General features: G+C 55.3%; 14 protein-coding genes. 13 read left to right on the plus strand and 1 reads right to left on the minus strand.

Features of this window, described 5'->3' with window-relative positions:
* Positions 1-128: 128 nt before the first annotated feature.
* The 10 genes from BLR64_RS26905 (at position 129) to BLR64_RS26950 (ending at position 12,078) form a co-directional block, all read left to right on the plus strand.
* A complete protein-coding gene (locus BLR64_RS26905; RefSeq protein WP_244157862.1) occupies positions 129-797 on the plus strand; it encodes an AroM family protein in 669 nt (222 codons plus the stop codon).
* A 16-nt stretch (positions 798-813) separates the two neighbouring features.
* A complete protein-coding gene (locus BLR64_RS26910; RefSeq protein ID WP_090719428.1) occupies positions 814-1,758 on the plus strand; it encodes an aminopeptidase in 945 nt (314 codons plus the stop codon).
* 130 nt (positions 1,759-1,888) lie between these two features.
* Positions 1,889-2,542, plus strand: a complete 654-nt coding sequence (locus BLR64_RS26915) for an aspartate/glutamate racemase family protein (RefSeq protein WP_090719430.1) — start codon at positions 1,889-1,891, stop codon at positions 2,540-2,542.
* A gap of 603 nt (positions 2,543-3,145) precedes the next feature.
* A complete protein-coding gene (locus BLR64_RS26920; RefSeq protein WP_090719432.1) occupies positions 3,146-4,672 on the plus strand; it encodes a PucR family transcriptional regulator in 1,527 nt (508 codons plus the stop codon).
* A 266-nt stretch (positions 4,673-4,938) separates the two neighbouring features.
* The gene (locus BLR64_RS26925) at positions 4,939-5,949 is read left to right on the plus strand and encodes an ABC transporter permease (RefSeq protein WP_208607244.1); all 1,011 of its coding nucleotides are present in this window, start codon (positions 4,939-4,941) and stop codon (positions 5,947-5,949) included.
* Between the two features lie 30 nt (positions 5,950-5,979).
* Positions 5,980-6,897 (plus strand): ABC transporter permease, encoded by a 918-nt coding sequence (locus BLR64_RS26930; protein WP_090719434.1) that lies wholly within the window; start codon positions 5,980-5,982, stop codon positions 6,895-6,897.
* Positions 6,898-7,057: 160 nt separating this feature from the next.
* Positions 7,058-8,659: an ABC transporter substrate-binding protein gene (locus BLR64_RS26935; RefSeq protein ID WP_208607245.1), complete on the plus strand. Its 1,602-nt coding sequence runs from the start codon at positions 7,058-7,060 to the stop codon at positions 8,657-8,659.
* A 133-nt stretch (positions 8,660-8,792) separates the two neighbouring features.
* Positions 8,793-10,073 (plus strand): M20 family metallopeptidase, encoded by a 1,281-nt coding sequence (locus tag BLR64_RS26940; protein WP_090719438.1) that lies wholly within the window; start codon positions 8,793-8,795, stop codon positions 10,071-10,073.
* Positions 10,074-10,138: 65 nt separating this feature from the next.
* On the plus strand, positions 10,139-11,116 hold the full coding sequence (locus tag BLR64_RS26945; protein WP_090719440.1) for an ABC transporter ATP-binding protein: 978 nt from the start codon (positions 10,139-10,141) through the stop codon (positions 11,114-11,116).
* Positions 11,113-12,078: an ABC transporter ATP-binding protein gene (locus BLR64_RS26950; protein WP_090719442.1), complete on the plus strand. Its 966-nt coding sequence runs from the start codon at positions 11,113-11,115 to the stop codon at positions 12,076-12,078. Before BLR64_RS26945 ends, BLR64_RS26950 begins: the two co-directional genes overlap by 4 nt.
* A 96-nt stretch (positions 12,079-12,174) precedes the next feature.
* On the opposite strand, the gene BLR64_RS26955 is transcribed toward BLR64_RS26950, so the two are convergent.
* The gene (locus tag BLR64_RS26955) at positions 12,175-12,987 is read right to left on the minus strand and encodes a helix-turn-helix transcriptional regulator (RefSeq protein ID WP_090719444.1); all 813 of its coding nucleotides are present in this window, start codon (positions 12,985-12,987) and stop codon (positions 12,175-12,177) included.
* A 151-nt stretch (positions 12,988-13,138) separates the two neighbouring features.
* Between BLR64_RS26955 and BLR64_RS26960 the strand changes: the two genes are divergently transcribed.
* The 3 genes from BLR64_RS26960 (at position 13,139) to BLR64_RS26970 (ending at position 18,647) form a co-directional block, all read left to right on the plus strand.
* Positions 13,139-16,789, plus strand: coding sequence for a glycosyl hydrolase 115 family protein (locus BLR64_RS26960; RefSeq protein ID WP_090719446.1), 3,651 nt, complete (start codon positions 13,139-13,141; stop codon positions 16,787-16,789).
* 323 nt (positions 16,790-17,112) lie between these two features.
* Positions 17,113-18,123, plus strand: a complete 1,011-nt coding sequence (locus BLR64_RS26965) for an acyltransferase family protein (protein WP_090719447.1) — start codon at positions 17,113-17,115, stop codon at positions 18,121-18,123.
* A 98-nt stretch (positions 18,124-18,221) separates the two neighbouring features.
* Positions 18,222-18,647 (plus strand): hypothetical protein, encoded by a 426-nt coding sequence (locus BLR64_RS26970; protein ID WP_090719448.1) that lies wholly within the window; start codon positions 18,222-18,224, stop codon positions 18,645-18,647.
* Positions 18,648-19,095 lie beyond the last annotated feature (448 nt).

Here is a 19,095-nt window from a genome sequence, read left to right on the forward strand (position 1 = left end):
GCGCCATTTGTATATCAGGTGGAGTGGACTTGAAATTTAAGCTGAGGGAAGTGTAACGGGGGAGAATTTTGGAACCCGGGTGCCGGGAAAGCATGATAAAGAAACAGGGATTGTCAGGAGGGAACAGCTTGAACAATATCGGCATGATTACAATCGGCCAGACCCCGCGTTCGGATGTGGCACCGATTATCGAAAAGCAGCTGGACGGGCGGGCCGGACTGGTACAGGCCGGGGTACTGGACGGCTATACTGCTGAACAGGTGCGTGAGCTTTTTAGTCCGCAGGCCGGGGAGTATGTATTGACTACCCGCATGGCGGACGGGTCGGCGGCAGTTATTTCCCGGGAGCGGATCGCACCGGTGCTGCAGGGGAAGATTGATACAATGGAAGCGGACGGGATCACTACGATTCTGCTGCTCTGCACCGGTGTGTTTCCGGGGCTGCATACGAAACGTGCCCATCTGCTGGAGCCGGATAGAATCATTCCGCCTGTCGTGCAGGCCATGCTGGGCAGCAGCCGCCTGGGGCTGATCGGTCCGCTGCCGGAGCAGGAGGACAGTATGAATGAGAAGTTCGCCGCTTCCGGCGTGCGGGTTCCCTTTGCTGCGGCATCGCCGTATACCGGTACGGAAAGTGATTTCCGCGCTGCTGCCGAGCGGCTGCGGGGCGAGGCTGACGTCCTGGTACTTGACTGTATGGGCTATGTGGAGCAGCATAGACAATGGGCAGCTTCAGCAGGAGTGCCCGCGGTGCTGTCGAATGCCCTGATGGGCAAGCTGATAGCAGAAATGGTGTAATCAGGAGGAAGTTAACATGAGTGAAGCAAGAACAGGTATCAGCATGAATGTTCTAAAAGATTGCCTGGGGCTGCGCAGCGGCGAGCTGCTGGCTGTTGTAGCCGATGATGACAAGCGTGAGCTTGCCGAATCCGTGTACGAGGCAGGCAAGCGGCTGGGCGCTGAGTCCATGCTGCTGGTCATGAAGCCGCGCAGCAAATCCGGTGAAGAGCCGCCTGCTCCAATTGCCGAAGCGATGGCCAAGGCGGATGTGGCGGTATGCATAACAACACATTCCATGACACATACGGCGGCCCGTAAACAGGCGGCCGCAGCAGGAACCCGGGTGGCGACCATGCCGGGGATGACAGACGATATGTTCAGCCACGGTGCGATTACGGCAGATTATGCGCAGGTCAAGGAACTGACCGAGCAGGTGGCCGCGCTGCTGTCCGCAGGCCGTGAGGTCCGCGTAGAGAAGGACGGGCTCAGCCTCCGCTTCTCGATTGACGGCAGGGACGGCGTGCTGAGCACCGGACTATACTTGAATCCCGGTGAATCAGGCAATCTGCCGTCCGGTGAGGCTTTTATCGCGCCGCTGGAAGGCACTGCGGCCGGGCAGATTGTTGTGGACGGCTCAATCGCTGGAATCGGTGCGCTGAACAGCCCGCTGGTGCTGAGCGTTGAGCAGGGCTGTCTGACCGCAGCTGATGGTGAAGGCGGTGACAAGCTGCTGGAGATGCTTGGTTCAGGCGACGGACGCCTGCTCGGGGAATTCGGCATCGGTACCAATAACAAGGCCAGAATTACCGGAGTGGTGCTGGAGGACGAGAAGGTCTACGGCACGATCCATGTGGCGTTCGGCAGCAATAATACCTTCGGCGGAACGGTTGCAGCAGGCGTACATATCGACGCTGTAGTGATGAAGCCGGATGTTTATATCGACGGGAAGCTGATTATGCGTGCCGGGGAGCTTATATAGGCAGAGATGCTGCTCATACCAGCGGCAGGGAAATGGGCCGGAAGCTGTCGGCCATACGGCTCCGTGTATGTCTGACCGGGAACAGCACTAGGACGGACTAATTACGATGTTTGATCAGGGGGAGATAAGGATGCTTGGAATGATACGTGTGATTACGCTGCAGGATGAGTCTGCTGTCCATCTGCATGGGGCGCTGATTGAAGACCGCTACGGCCTGCCGGTGCTCAGCCGCTGCATTCCGGACCAGCCCCGGGGCGTGTACAACGACGAGACGGAAGCGGAATCGGTGCCAAAGATTATTGAACTTGCCCGGCAGCTTGAAGCGGAAGGCTGTACTGCGATCGGCATCAGCTGTGCTGCAGATCCGGCCCTTGCGGAAGCAAGGGCGGCGGTCAAGGTTCCGGTGTTCGGTGCAGGCTCCTGCGCCGCGCATCTGGCATTGACCTGCAGCAGCCGGATCGGTGTCCTGACAATCCTTACGGAGGTGCCGCCGTTGATCCGCGGTATTCTTGGTGACGCCTATATGGGCATGGACCGCCCTGACGGCGTAACGACTACGCTGGATCTCGGTACACCAGCCGGACGGGCCGGCGCGCTTGCCGGTGCAGCCCGGCTCGTCGAACGCGGAGCCGATGCAATTGTGCTGGCGTGCACCGGCTTCGCCACCATCGGGCTTGCGGCCGAGCTGGAGAAGCAGCTCGGTATCCGCGCCTTTGACCCGATCCTGTCACTCGGCGCGGCTGCAGCTTCAGCTGCCTCTTTGCCTGATCGAACGCGGCGCTGATTGCGGCGCGCTAATATATCACGTTAAGCCGGTACCAGGCGCATGTCAGGTATGTCCCGCATGCGTGCAAAGTATGTACGGAATGCGTGCGAAGAACGAGTTAAGATCGAGGTACTTGGCATGAAAAGTCTAAGAACAGTCTGGTGATATTCTCACTGTGAAAGCTATATTGGCAGCTGCTGTGCGAGTTCCTCAGCCAACAATGCGGTTAAGGCGTCCCCGGAACGTTTGCGGGGATGCTTTTTTTTTTGCTGTTAAGAACGTTAAGGGCGAATCGGGAGGACTGGTAGAGTATAGTGAGTGTTCAGGTTTGGCCATCCTGAAATTGCTCTGGTGGAAGCCCCTTTCATTCATAATCAGAGGCAAAAATGCCTCTGATTCGGCGAAAGTAGCTCATCACGGCGGCGGAAGTTGAGCTAAAGCTCCTCGTAAGACAAGCTCGCTCCGGCGAATACATTCGTATTGCCGTTTGGAAATGTCTTCAATTTGATATATTTTCCTGTGGTAAACGGCTTATGTCTGATAAACTATCATGAGCAATTAACGCGGCATATTTCAGGAAAAATAATGAAATACTGTAGACAGCAGAGGGAGGCAGAAGCATTGAAGACACGCGGAATTACATTAAGAGAACTGATGCAGCTGTCCGTGCTCGGCAAAGCGAAGGTGATCAGCGGTGAGCAGGGGCTGGACCGGGTTGTCCGGTTTGTAGATATTATGGAGGTCCCTGAACTGAAAGGGTGGATCAGTGAGGGCGTTATGCTGCTGACCACCGCCTACTCGATCCGTCATGATCCTTCGCTGTTGGCGGAGCTGATCTATACACTTGATAATCTGGGCGCGGCGGCACTGGCGATCAAGCCGGCCCGGTTCCTGAAAGAGATACCGCAAAGCGCGATTGAGGCCAGCAACGCCTGTGGTTTACCGATTGTCGAAATCCCGCCGGAAATTCCCTATACGGACATCACCCAGCCCGTGACGGAGCTGCTGCTCGGCCGGCAGGCGATGCTGCTGCGCCGTGCGGAGGAGGTATACCGTACACTGACAACGATGGTGCTGGAGAACAGCGGTATCCAGGCAGTGGCGGATAACGTGGCGGAGTTTCTGAAGGCGCCGGTGGCGCTGGTTGATCCGGAGCGGAAGATTATCGTCTCTTCTCCGGCGGATTATGAATGGCAGCAGGAGGCGGTGCCGCTGAACTGGAGCATTCATGTAGACCGGCGCACCGTGGCCAAGCTGCTGGTGGATAAGCAGCGGCTGGACGATATGGAGGAGGTAGGAATCGAGCAGGCCAGGCTGGTGTTCGCGCTGGAGCTGATGCGCAGAAAGGTCGCCGAGGACACGGAATTCCGGCTGCGCGGCAATTTCATCGACGAGCTGCTGACCCCGCCCCTGCCTACGCGCCATGAGGTGGAGCGCCGGGCAAGACAGCTGGGCATGAACCCCGAGCATAAATGGGAGGTGGCGGTCATCGAAGGGGAGAGCGCGCCGAGCGAGGAGACGGTCAACCGGCTGCTGGAACGGGAAGCGAAGAAGCGCGGCGTCACCCCCCATGCCGAGTACCGTTCCAGCCGGGCTGTACTGTTCCTGCCGACGCCAGAGGGGCGTAAGCTCAGCGCGGCTGAAGATATACAGGAGTCCTGGTCCAGCACGCTGGAGGGCTGGCTGCAGGACAAAAGCAACGGCCTCGCCAATTACCGGACCGGCGTCGGAACACCGGAATATCTGTGGGACATCCACACCAGCTATAACGAGGCCCGTAAGGCGCTGTCTGTCTCCAGACGGCTGGGACAGGGCACCGGCAGTGTTACCCGCTATGAGGAGATGGAGGTATATCATCTGCTGGAGGGGCTTGGCGGACCGGGCTTTGAGCGCCTGTTCGAGCGCAAGCTTGGCAAGCTGCTGCAGTATGACAAGGAGCATGACAGCAACATGCTGCTGACGTTCTATCATTATCTCGAATGCCGGGGGAGTCTGATTGACACCGCCAACAGCCTGTACATACACCGCAATTCGGTCAAATACCGGCTGGAGCGGATCCGCGATATTACGGGGTTTGATCTGAATGATCCGCGCGAGCAGTTCGTCTGCCATTTGTGCCTGATCTACTACTACCTGCAGGAAAAATAGGCGGGAATGGAATTTTTACGGAAAGCAATGTCAGATAAAGTGACGTTCACGCGTTGCAGTAGTGCACAACCGACAAACGGTTGTGCTTTTTTTTAGTTAAACGGGACGTAGAGCGGGCGTTGAAATCTATGTAGAATTAGCACAACCACTAAAGAACAGCAGGAAACAGCACAGTACCTGACATGGGGCCGCAGGTTCTGCCGTAAAGAGAAGGCTCCGTTCAAGACTGGAAGGATCGTTACAGAAGCCGTAAGGGGGTTGATTCATTGTTTGCTTACACATTAAAAAGACTGGTGCAGATGGTTCCGGCGCTGCTCGGCATTATCGTCATCACCTTCATTCTCTCAAGAGTGCTGCCGGGAGATCCCGCCATCATGCTGGCCGGGGAACAGGCGCCGGAGGAGACGGTGAACAAAATCCGCCAGGATATGGGGCTGGACAAGCCGCTGTACATCCAGTTCTTTTCTTACATCGGGCAGCTGCTCAAAGGGGATATCGGCTATGCGTATCATACCGGGCATTCGGTAGCCAGCGATCTGGCCTCACGCTTCCCGGCTACGGTTGAGCTGACGCTGGCCAGCATTCTGATCGCGATTCTGGTAGCTATCCCTGTCGGGATCGTAGCTGCTACAAAAAAAGAATCGATTCTGGACCACATCTCCCGGGTGTTCTCACTGATCGGGGCCTGTGTACCGATCTTCTGGCTGGGCCTGATGTTCATTTATATCTTTTATTCCATCCTCGGTTGGGCTCCGGCACCGATGGGCCGCATCAGCGGCGATCTTAACCCGCCTGTGCATCTGACCGGATTGTATGTGCTGGACAGTATCCTGTCCGGAGACATCATTGCCCTCAAAAGCAGTCTGGCCCACCTGCTGCTCCCGGCGATCTGCCTGAGCACAGGTACCATGGCCATCGTGGCCCGCATGACCCGCTCCAGTATGCTGGAGGTGGTTGATCAGGATTTTGTCCGCACGGCACGGGCCAAAGGCCTGCGGGAATCAGCTGTCGTGTACAAGCATGCCCTGGTTAATGCGCTGATCCCTACATTAACTGTACTCGGACTGCAATTCGGCTTTCTGATGGGCGGAGCGGTTATAACGGAGACGATCTTCTCCTGGCCGGGAATCGGCGGTTATGTCACGGATTCCATCCTGGCTGCGGATTACGCGCCGATCCAAGCTTTTACTCTGGTCAGCGCCGTACTCTATTGCGGAATTAACCTGGCTGTCGATCTGATCTACGGCTTTATTGATCCGCGTATCCGCTATGAATAGAACCGCTTCTGAGAAAGGAGGAGACTTACGTTGAGCACTGCAGCACATTCAGCGCAATCATCACAGCCGGCACAGGGCAAACCGGCCAGGCCGGAGGCTGCCGCCAAGCCAAAAACCCTATGGTCCCTGCTGCTGCGAAACCGGCTGGCCGCCCTCGGGCTGACCTTTATTTTCATCTGGACGGTCATTGCCATTATTGCCCCATGGATTGCACCGCATGATCCTTATGCGACCAATATGGCGAACAAGCTTCAGGCTCCTTCGGCCAGCCATTGGTTCGGAACCGACAATTTCGGCCGCGATATTCTCAGCCGGGTGCTCTACGGGGCAAGAATCAGTATCTGGACCGGTCTGATTGCGGTCGCCATCTCCTTCGTGATCGGCGTGCCGCTCGGCGGAATTGCCGCTTACTATGGCGGCCGTACCGGAACGGTTATCATGCGTCTGATGGACATTCTGCTGTCCTTCCCGTCGCTGGTCCTGTCGATGGCGATCGCCGCTTCGATCGGTGCAGGCCTGACCTCTGCGATGATCGCCGTCGGGATTGTCGGCATCCCGGAATTCGCCCGGCTGATGTTCGGACAGACCGTCTCGCTCCGCGAGAAGGAATATATTGAAGCAAGCCGGGCAATCGGCGTGAAAAATACAGTGATCCTGTACCGCCATATTCTGCCGAATGCCCTTGCCCCGCTTATGGTGCAGGCAACACTCGGGATGGGCTTTGCCATCCTGACCGCCTCCAGTCTCAGCTTTCTCGGGCTTGGCGTTAAGCCGCCGATTGCCGAATGGGGGGCGATGATCTCTGAAGGCCGGGAATATATCATTTCCGGGCAATGGTGGCTGGTTACTTTTCCGGGACTGTCCATTGCCACTTCAATCTTAGGCTTTAACCTGCTCGGTGACGGATTCCGAGATGTGCTTGACCCAAGGCTTCGTTCGGGCAAATAAAGCAGAGCGGGGGAACGGTTCTCCAGGCTCAGCAGAATCCCGGTAGATATAGATCAGAAAAGCCCATGGTCGGCGCATTCCCCGGCCGCCAGCGGCACATGATCACAAGCAGCACCAGTGTTATTTTGCAGGCAGGATATAGAAAAGGGAGGAACTACTGATGAAAAGATTCAAACTGATGTCAACGCTCGTCGCATTTTCCATCATGCTCGCCGGCTGCGCAAGCAGCGCCAATCCGACCAACCCCGCTTCTACAGCGGCTACAGGAAATACGGGAACGCCAGCTGCTGCGGTCAAAAGCAATCTGACGGTTGCCTATTCCGAGGGCGGAACCACGCTTGACCCGGCGGAAGCCAATGACCTTACCTCCGATACACTTGTACTTGCCGCATATGACCAGCTGGTTACCTACGGCATCAAAACCGAAGACGGCGCTAATATCGCCAATACTGAAGACATCCAGCCGATGCTGGCTGAGAGCTGGGAAGTGTCGGATGACAATACCGTATATACTTTCAAGCTGAAGCAAGGCGTGACCTTCCAGAGCGGGAACCCGGTGAATGCCGAAGCGGTTGCTTACTCTTTTGACCGTGTAGCCAGCTCCAGCTCCGGCAGCTTCCTCTATGGAATGGCTGCGATCAAATCCGTAAAGGTAGTGGATGATTCCACAGTTGAAATTACATTGACTAATGCCAATCATAATTTCCTGCAGATTATCGCCATGTATACCTTCTCCATCGTGGACCAGAAGACAGTAGAAGCACAGGGCGCCGACTATCTCAAGACAAATGCAGCAGGCTCCGGCCCGTTCACGCTTGAGAAATGGGACCCGGCTACAGAAGCAGTCTTTACCGCCAACGAGTCTTACTGGCAGGGTGCGCCAAGCTTAAGCAAGGTTACTATGAAGTTCACCAAGGAAGCCTCCAACCGCGTGCTGCTGCTTGATAAGGGCGATGTGGACATGGCGATCGAGATTCCTCCCAAGGATGTAGCTTCCCTGCAGAGCAACACCGACCTGACGGTCGCTTCCAACGCGAGTAACCGGATCCTCTTCTTCGCCATGAACAACAACGTGAAGCCGTTTGACAATGTAAAAGTCCGCCAGGCTATTAACTACGCTATTCCTTACGATGAGCTGCTGAGCGGTGTTATGTACGGACAGGCCAAACAGATGAAGAGCGCTGTAGCAAGCAATACGCCGGGCTTCACCGATGCAGGCTTCGTCTACGAGCATAACCTTGATAAGGCAAAAGAGCTGCTGGCTGAAGCCGGTTATGCAGACGGATTTACCTTTGACTTCACACTCGGCTCCGGCTTCGATGACTGGGAAGATGATGCGGTGCTGATTCAGGCGGAGCTGGCCAAAATCGGTGTAACGATGAACATCAACAAGCTGGCCCGTGCCCAGTTCCTTGAACAGCAGAAAACGAACAACCTGACCTCCTACATCTCGAAATGGACCTCTTTTGTCAATGATCCCGGCTACCACCTCGGCTTCCTGCTCTACGGCAAAGGTTCTTCCAACTACATTAACTACAGCAATGCTGAGGTAGACAAGCTGTGGGAAGAAGCAAACGTAGAGACAGATGCAGCCAAACGGACCGCACTCTACGAGCAGGCGCAGGAGATCATCACCACGGAAGCGCCTTGGGCGTACCTGTACGAATATAACCGCATTGTCGGCATGAGCAATAAGATCAGCGGCTATGCGTTCTATCCGGATGAAGTCATCCGCTTCTACCCGCTGTCGTTTGAACAATAAGAAGGCTGGCTGAAACGGTACCGTCCTATAAAGGGCGGTACAGCCGTTTCTGCTTGCTCTATTTTCACAAATTCATATAATTCTCCCTGGCCCCGAGTGCCAGCAATGAGGACGCAAAGGAGCGCTGCAAGCAATGACAGACTGGAAAAGCAAGATACTGCAGGCGATTGACGATGAGCAGGACCGGCTCCTGGAGCTGTGCTCACAGCTGATCCGCTTCCCTTCGGAGAACCCGCCGGGCGATTCGCGCGACATCAGCGCTTTTATTATCCATTATTTAAAAGAAGCCGGTATCGATACAACGATCCATCCGGCGACCGATACGATGCTGAATCTTGTGTCTACTTTGAGTTCGGGAGCAGAAGAGCCGTCCGGCAAAAATCTGATTTTCTGCGGACATACCGACGTTGTGCCTGCCGGTGACCTCTCCCGCTGGGATTTCGATCCGTTCTGTGGCGATATTGTGGACGGTTACCTGCTGGGCAGGGGTGCTTCCGATATGAAAGCCGGTCTGGCGGGACTGATCTACGCAGTGGCGTTGCTCGCCAAGCTGGGGGTTCCTTTAAAAGGAGACCTGTCGCTGCTGATTGTACCGGATGAGGAAACAGGCGGCCATCTGGGCGTGCCGTGGGTGCTGGAGCGCGGGCTGATTACCGGAACGGCGGCGGTTATCGCCGAGCCGTCCGGTCCGCTCAATCCGACCATCGGGCAGAAGGGCAGCTGCTGGTTCGAATTCACCGTAGAGGGCACGCCGGGCCACGGCAGCCTGTCGCCGGTGGTCGGGGACAGCGCAATCGTCAAGGCAGCCAAAGGAATCGAGGCGCTGCAGCGCCTGTGGGACATCAAGCCGGATATTCCGGAGGAAGTCAAAGAGATCATCCGCATCTCCCAGGATTATGTGAAGCAGCGTGAAGAGTATGGTTCGGTTGCTTACCAGGTCTTCGATCATGTGACGGTGAACATCGGAACGATTCAGGGCGGAACCAAGGTGAACGTGGTGGCTGACCGCTGCACGATCCAGGTTGATTCCCGCGTGCCGTTTGGCGTGGATTACCGCGATGTGCTTGATCGTGCCCGGTCACTCCTGCTTGAAGCGGGCATTGAATCCGAGGTAAAAGGCTTCGGCTTCCAGGGCAATGCGAACTGGACGGCTCCTGAAGAGCCGGTGGTCAGCGATCTGGTAGAGAGCATCTGCGAAGTCAGCGGAGAGGAAGCTTACGGCGTACTGCAATGGGCATCAAGCGATGCGCGCCATTTCCGGACCCATAACATTCCGGTGCTGCAATACGGTCCCGCTGAGCTGTCAACCATTCACAACTTCAATGAAAAAGCTCCGGTCTGGCAGATTATCCAGTGCGCCAAGGTCTATGCACTCACTGCGCTCAAATATTTGGGCGTAGAAGAAAGCAAATAATAGCCGGATTTATATAAACGATAAAAACGATATAAGCGAGATACAGAAATAAAGGAGGGGCAATCATGGCAGAACTGCTGGAAGTATCGGGGCTATGCACCGAATTCAAAACAGCTGCGGGTACAATCCGCGCGGTGGACGGCATCAGTCTGTCAGTGCGCAAGGGGGAGACGCTGGGCATTGTCGGTGAATCCGGCTGCGGCAAAAGCATTACCTCCCTGTCGATCATGCAGCTCCTGCCCAAGCGGATCAGCCGGATCGCCTCCGGCCAGATCCGTTTTGAGGGCAAGGATATGCTGGAGATGCCGGCAAAAGAGGTCCGCAGCATCCGCGGCAACCGGATTGCAATGATTTTTCAGGAGCCGATGACCTCGCTCAATCCGGTGTTCAAGATCGGGCGGCAGATTTCCGAATCGGCCCGTTACCATCTGAAGCTGGGCAAAAAGGAAGCGAACGAGCGGGCGATTGAAATGCTGCGGAAGGTTGGCATTCCCCGTCCGGAAAAGATTGCCGAGCAGTATGCCCACCAGCTCTCCGGCGGAATGCGCCAGCGGGTGATGATCGCGATGGCGATGGTCTGCAATCCCCAGCTGCTGATTGCCGATGAGCCGACAACGGCCCTTGACGTAACAATCCAGGCGCAGATTCTCGATCTGATGCGCGAGCTGCAGGAGAAGGAAGGCATGTCCATCCTGATGATCACCCATGACCTCGGCGTCGTTGCCGAGATGTGCGACCGGGTTGTCATTATGTATGCCGGCCAGATTGTCGAGGAGACGGATGTTGCTACCCTTTACAGCAATCCGCTGCATCCGTATACCCGCGGACTGCTGGCTTCGCTGCCTCAGCTTGCCGGAGACAGCGAACGCCTGACCTCGATTCCCGGCCAGGTGCCCAATCCGGCTAATCTTCCGGCAGGCTGCCGGTTTGCTCCGCGCTGTCCGGTGGCGGTTGACCGCTGCCTTACGGAACGTCCAGAGCTGGTAGAGATTCAGCCGGGCCATGCCTGCCGGTGTCTTTTGCAGGAGGAGGGAGTCCTATGAGCACATTACTTGAGGTTCGCAATCTGAAAAAGCATTACCCGATCCGCAAAGGCTTCTTCTCGAAGCAGGTCGGCGCTGTCAAGGCGGTTGACGGGATCACATTGTCCGTCGAGCAGGGCGAAACGCTGGCCGTTGTCGGCGAGTCCGGCTGTGGCAAGTCCACGACCGGCCGGGCGATCCTGCGCCTGATTGAGCCGACGGACGGCGAGATTATGTTTAACGGTACGGATGTGCGCAGCCTGAGCACAGAGCAGCTGCGCCGCTTCCGGACCGATATGCAAATGGTATTCCAGGACCCTTATGCTTCGCTTGACCCGCGCTGGACTGTCCAGCGTATTCTGGAGGAGCCGCTGCGGACCCATGGTTCCGCAGCCTCCTCCGGCGAGCTGAAAAGCCGGGTGGAGCAGCTGATGGAGGTTGTGGGCCTGTCCCCCTATCAGGCCCACCGCTTTCCCCATGAATTCTCCGGCGGCCAGCGGCAGCGGATCGGGATTGCCCGGGCGCTTGCACTGAATCCGAAATTCATTGTCTGCGACGAGCCGGTATCGGCGCTGGATGTGTCCATCCAGGCCCAGGTGCTGAATCTGATGCAGGATCTGCAGGAGCAGTACGGCCTTACCTATATGTTCATTTCCCATGACCTGTCGGTCGTGAAATTTATCAGCGACCGCGTGGCCGTTATGTATCTTGGCCGGGTTGTCGAGCTGGCCCCGACCAAGGAGCTGTTCGCGAAGCCGCTGCATCCGTATACGCAGGCGCTGATGTCAGCTGTCCCTGTGCCGAATCCGGGCCAGAAAAAGCAGCGGATCGTCCTGACCGGTGACGTACCGAACCCGGAGACGCCACCAAGCGGCTGCGCCTTCCACCCGCGCTGTCCCTATGCCATGGACAGATGCAAGTCCGAGGCACCGGCGCTGCGCATGCTGGACACCGGACATCAGGTGTCCTGCCACCTATATTAACCTGCCGAGGGCCATACGGCAGGCCGGCATAACAAAGAGAGCAGCCTTTCTTCCCGTGAGGAATAGAGGCTGCTCTCTTTTTAAGTATACCACCAGCTACAACGCCTTCCTCCGGAATTCACTCGGCGTTACGTTCAGCGCCTGCTTGAAGGTTTTGCAGAAATACATGGATGAATTGAACCCGCAGGCCAGCCCGATTTCGAGAATCGAGCGGCCGGTATTAACGAGCATGTTACAGGCATGCTGGATTCGGATGTTGTTGATATAGTGAACGAGGGTAAGCCCGGTCGCTTCCTTGAAGATATGGCACAGATAGTATTTGGAGATGTAAAACTGTGCGGCAATCTCTTCGATTTTGCGGATCGTAGCATAGTTATGATTGATGTAAGAGAGAATCAGGTCGATCTGATCGGGGGAGGCCGTGGTCTGGGCTGTTTTTGGCGCGTTTTTGCTCTGGTTCAGAATATCCAGAATTTCGGCGAGATAGATGAAAATCCGGTTGCCGCTATCCGCGACATCCTCTTTCTCCAGCAGCAGCATCAGCTTTTTAACCCGGGGAAACAGCTCCCTGTCGATAGAAATAACGCCTCTGTCGAAGCAGCCCAGCAAAGAATTGACGGCCTTCTCCGTAAAATACATCCGTAAAAACCGGTCCGTAAAGTAGATACAGGTTCTGGCGCAGCTGTTATTCCGGTAGCTCTGGTGGAACAGATTGGGCTTAAACAGCGCCGTATCGTGGACCGCCAGCGTAAGCATGGAGTCATTGATCAGCATATTATGGTGACCCTCTTCTAGGATATATAGCTCATAGCAGTTATGGTAATGAACACCCTGCATCCGGTGGCCGGCGTCATGCTTCATATATTCGATATAGAATAAAGGATGCGGAACAAACAGATCTGCGCCCATGGATTTAACCTCCGTCTTTTATAGCAATATAGTATAACAAACGGCGATAAAAGCAACATAATAAAAGAATGTTGTTATATGTTGAGGTATAGTTGAGCCACAGAAAGCAGGCAGCCATGGTGCCGCCGGCAATGAGGAGGCTAATATACCTTTGAATACAATCCATGCAGCAGACCAGCGTCTGGAGCTGTTCACCAGCAGCAAGCCGGTACATATCTATGTGTCTGATCAAGAAAACAGTGCCGTACAGATTGCCGCAGCCAATCTGATTACCGACATCAAGCGGGTCTTCGGCTGCAAGGCGGTTCTTTCGGCTGAAATTCATGAATGCGCCATCATTATAGCTACACTGGATAAGGCTGGGCGGCTTCCTGCTGCCGGGCAGAACGCAGAGCTGCCCTTAGAGCTGTTAAAAGATGAGGCTGGAGCGTGGCGCTGGGAAGCTTTTCTCCAGCAGGCTGTGGATGGCGTCTTCTACATTGTTGGTACGGACCGCAGGGGCACGATCTTCGGTATCTATGACCTGTGCGAGGCGATAGGCGTATCTCCTTGGCATTACTGGGGGGATGTCCCGGCTAAGATCAAAGATTCGTATAGTGTACCGGCAGATTTCAGCAAAGCCGACTGGCCGTCTGTGCAGTACCGGGGCATTTTCCTGAACGATGAAGAAGAGCTGGAAGACTGGGCTAAGCTGCATACACCGGACGATACGATCGGGCCGGTAGCCTACAGCCGTATCTTCGAATTGCTGCTCCGCCTGAAGGCGAACTATATCTGGCCGGCGATGCATGTCAATTATTTCAACGGCAACCCCGAGAACGGTGCGCTGGCGGAGCAGATGGGTATTGTTGTCGGCACCTCGCACTGTGATATGCTGCTGCGCAGCAACCAGAATGAGTGGACCCCGTGGCTTGAAAGCAAGGGCTATACGGATGCCGAATACGATTATTCCATTGAAGGGCGTAACCGGGAGATTCTGCTGGAATACTGGCGGGAAAGCATCGAGCAGAACCGGAACTATGAGGTCTGCTTCACAATGGGTATGCGGGGCATTCATGATTCTGGCTTCCACACCAGGGCTATTGATGAGGACGATTCTCTGAGTAAAGAGCAGAGGAAAGAGGCCAAGGTCAAGCTGCTCGGACAGGTGGTCCATGATCAGCGGCAGCTGCTTATAGAGGTGCTGGGTGAGGAAAAAGGGCTGGCAGCGCTGCAGACCTTCGTCCCTTATAAAGAGGTATTGTCGCTATACGACCAGGGGCTGGAGCTTCCGGAGGATCTGACCCTGATCTGGGCAAACGATAATTTCGGCCATATGCGCCGCTATCCTTCGGCAGCTGAACGCAGCCGCAGCGGCGGGAACGGGCTGTACTTCCACGGCTCCTACTGGGCCGCTCCGGGTACGGGGATGAGCTACCTCTTCATCAATTCCATCCCGCTGGCGCAGACAGGCAATGAGCTGAAGAAATCCTGGGAGTCAGGCATCCGCAAAGTGTGGGTGTTGAATGTCGGCGGTCTGAAGCCGGTGGAACAGGATCTGGAGTATTTTGTGCGGTACGGCTGGGAAGCCGGTAAAGCGGAAGGGATTACGAAGGACCCGCAGGCATTCACGGAGCATTGGATCAACACTAATTTCACTGGCGGACACGGAGCTGAGGCAGCACAGCTGTATACGGCCTTTGCCCAGGCGACCAATGTACGCAAGATCGAGCATATGCAGCCGGGCGTGTTCTCGCAGACGGCTTACGGGGATGAAGCCGGCCGCAGGCTGATGCTGCTGGAGGATCTGTACAGACGCGGCAATGCCATTCTATACTGTCTGCCTGAGGAGGAGCGCGCCGCCTTCTTCCAGCTGTTCTTGATGAAGATTCACGCCTCCTATTACACCAACCATGAGTTCTATTACGCCGATCGCAGCGTGCTGTCTTATGAGCGCGGCAACATGCAGGCGGCTGACCGGTACGCGGAGCTCTCGGCGGAGATGCTGGACAACAAGCGGCGGATGCTGCATTTCTATGACCGGAAGCTAAGCGGCGGCAAATGGGAGGGTATACTGACTCCGGAGAGCTTCCCGCCGCCGCCGACTGCGCTGTACCCGGTGCGGAAGCCGGCGCTGCAGATCTCGGGAAGCGGCCTGCGGGCTGACCTCTGGAACGGGGAGGAAACGCTGCGCTTCTCCTTCTATGGGCGGCATGAGAAGTGGATTGAGCTGGGCAACCAGGGGGCGGGCAGCATTCCGTATACCCTTGAGATTGGGGAGGGGGCAGACTGGATCACCCTTTCTGACACATCCGGGACACTGCAAACCGAGAAGCGGATTCTGGTAACCGTCCAAGAGCCCGCAGCCCATGCCGGCAAACGTGGTCTCATCGTCATCCGCGATCACAGAAACGACGCTGTCATCTTTGTTAAGGTGGAGGCTCTAACCGCTCCGGCCGTTCCGGACAGCTTCACCGGATATATTGAAGCAGACGGCTATGTGTCTATCCCGGCTGACGGCTGCCATTACAACCTGAATGTAACGAACAACGCCGGGGATATTCAGTCTGCCTGGTTACCGGTGCCGGGCATGGCCCGGTACGAGGGAGCTGCGCTGATGGCCTGGCATCCTGCAGGACAGCCGCCGGAAAGGGCACTGCAGGACAATGCATCTGTTGGGTATGACATTTACGTGGAGCAGGGCGGAGAGTACGTTCTGGAAGTCCACCGCTTCCTGACGCTAAATTCTACAGGCCGCATCCGTTTCGGTGTAGGCGTAGATGACGGGGAGCCGGTGCTGGCTGAGTCGGACACGAATGACGAGTGGAAGGGCAGCTGGCAGCAGAGCATTAAGGATAACGGCGAAAAGCTGCTGGTGAAGCTGCCGTATATGGAGGCTGGCACACATACGCTCAAGCTGTACATGATCGATAATTATGTAATGATCTCCAAGCTTGTGCTGTATACAAACGCCAGACAAGAGTCCAATTTGGGTCCGGCCTTCAGCACACTAGGTCATAAGCAAGCTGCCTGCTATGGCGCAGAAAGCCCGCAGGTGGACTGGAAGGAAGTAGAGGCGCTGTGCAGCGGATTTTACAGTACGCAAAAGGAGGAGGTCACGCTGCCGGCGGTCCTGTACGCGGACAGAGCCTTTTTCGAGGAGCGGTTTGATCTAATCTTCCAGAAAGCCAATCCTGAGTCTCAGACCAGACTGGGGGATGCGCGTTATGAGGCCCTCTGGAAAAGCACGGAAGACAAGAACATCATCGAAGCCTTCGGTTCAGGCTGCTTTACCGAGCAGGACGGTGTTATCGCCATCGAAGCTGAATACGCCCTTGCGAACTCGGAGCATGCATACCTGACGCCTGCAGCAGACGATAACAGCCTGAACTGGAGTCACCTCCAGGCTGAAACGAATGGCAGAACAGGCTTCGCGATGCATGTTGCTGACGCAGGCCTGAAGTGGGAAGAGCCTGCTGCCGCGCCGGGCATGCATTACCGGATCAACGTCCATACCCCGGGCGTTTACCATGCATGGCTGCTGGTCAGACATCATAACTTCCAGTCGGACTCCTGTTACCTTGCGCTTGACGGTGCAGTGCAGCCGTTGAAGGAGCAGTTTGGCGGCGGGGTGCTGCATACTTACAATACCGCCCAAGTGTACTACTGGTGCCATATCTCTGACCTTGAGATCAGCTCCGGCGAGCATGTGCTGTCCATACTGGCCTGCGAGTCCCAGCTCCGGGTAGACCGGATCTATCTGAGCGCAGGAGATGAGTTTCCGCCGGCAGATGCACAGTGGTCAGATTCGCTTAGACAATAAATAAGCATGATTACAACGCCTTTTCGCTTCCGTACAGGAAGACGGATGGGCGTTGTAATCGTTTTGGACATAATGAGGGGCTGAAACTGGACAGCAGGAGGAATCCCGTTGATAGGCCTGAAAGCAGTCCTGAACGCGAAAATAACGGTAAAAGTCCCGGTCCTAGGCTCAATGACTTATTTTTCTCGTGTATGTACCGTTGTTAAATGAATTTAACTTTCTGAAACATGATGAAAATATTCATTAAAATTTGATCAAATAATTCAATCCTTCTATAATTATATTAAAAATAAAACTGGATTGGGAGGAGTTGGAAGGAAAAAGTGGATAAACGACGTGAGTTATGGATTGATGCCGCCAAGGGCTTCAGTATTATTTTTGTAGTGATGGGACATTCCGGCGATGCCGCCGCGAATCATTATCTGTCCTGGTTCCGGATGCCGCTGTTCTTTCTGCTGAGCGGTCTGGTGTTTAAGCCGACCCCGCCGCAGCAGTATGCCGGCTGGGCAGTGAAGCGGGCGAAGGGGCTGCTGACGCCTTATTTTGCCTACGGATTATTGATTGCGGCAGGAATGCTGCTGTATTCCCTCAATTTTACCGGCTTTCTCGGGAATATCGCCAGGCTGCTCTACGGCGGGCTCACCTTGACCGGACCTTACGGGGTATTCTGGTTTATCACCTGTCTCCTGTTCACGCAGCTGCTCTTTGGATACATAGTCAGGTACAGCCGCAGAATCCAATTCCTCCTGATCGCCTCCGCCTATTTACTGTCGCACATCATCGCTTTGACGCCGCTTAAGAACTTTAACCTTCCATGGAACATTGACGTTGCTCTGCTTGCTGTTACCTATTATGCAATCGGATATTATGGTAAAAAAGCCATTCCTGTGCTGATCAGCCGCTTGTACGTACTGCTTCTGCTGCTGCCGTTATGCGGATTTGTGCTGTGGCTGGAACGCCGCGGAGTCATCAGCTACAGCCTTGATATGAAGTATAAGGTGTATGATGCGCTGGTACTTGACCTGGTGTTACCGCTGCTGATTTCGCTCACCATCTGCGCTGCTGTATTCCAGCTGTCCAAACGGCTGCCGCTTGGCTTCATGGGCAGGCTTGGCCGCAACACAATCGCGATCATGTATTTGCATCTGCCGCTGAACTACAGCCTGAAATTTCTGCTCGGGGCAGAATACGGGCTGATCCCGTTTACCCTGGTAGGTGTGGTGCTGCCGCTGCTGGCGGCTAAATGGGCAGGACGTTCGCCGCAGCTGTCCAGGCTGTATCTGGGACGGGGCGGGAGCCGGCCGGCGGTCCAATACGGGGCAGCGCGCAGATGATTCTATTATAATTAGGCAAATCTATCACTTCATATACACAAGCTCTTTTTCATAGCCTCCATATACTGAAGCATAACTATGAAAAGGAGTGATAGATTGTGGTAAAAACCCTCTTGGATTACAATGCTCAGGTCGTTACCCCCATTACCAACGGAGTTTCCATCCCTGTTCCGATTTCCCCTGCCGGTGTACAGATCGCTGGAGTAGGAGTGTATATTGATCCGGCGGTACCGGCGCATTTCCCGAACAAGGTTGAACTCAAGGCAACGATTGGTGTGAATGTGCTGCTGGACACGCCGAACATCCTCGTGCGCATCTGGCGTGCAGGCACGGAGATTTTTTACGCGCGTGCCGAATATGAGGATTTCTTCAATGACGATGGGATTATCTCTCTGCACATGGTAGATGTCAACGTGCCGGCAGGTACGCAAAACTATCAGCTGATCGTTGAGAATCAGGATGCCAATTCCACCGCAACTGTGGTGGGACCGGTTATTTTCAGCGCAATGGCCATCGGGGGCTAACGCTTCCCGTCTTGACTGGATTAAACAGCAAAGGGCTTTCTCTGCAGAATCCGTGAGGATGCAGGTAAAGCCCTTTTTTTATGTGGCGTGCCCAGAGGCACGCATTATCTAGTTGGTGAAAGTCCAACCAAAGGAGGGACCAAGCCACCTTTGTAGCTAGGATGCTTGCGCATGGCGAAATCTATGTGTAAAAGCGCATCGACAAAAGTACCGGTCAGAGAGCGGGCGAGCAACAATCCAGGCCGCAACATCAAGTGAATCCTGCCGCGTCGTCAAAAAGGCCCTGCAAAGGGAAAAAGAGGGTGCCGAGTCTCGTGCATATAGACGAAGGCCAAGGAAGCTGTGCAGAACTTGGAACAGCAGTGAAGAATCCTCCGGCGTAATGGGAACGGCATGGATTGAAAGATAGTGCAGTGAACTGGGGAGACCCTCCCCCACACGGAATTTT

The organism is Paenibacillus typhae (genome assembly GCF_900099765.1).
GTDB lineage: Bacteria > Bacillota > Bacilli > Paenibacillales > Paenibacillaceae > Paenibacillus_AQ > Paenibacillus_AQ typhae.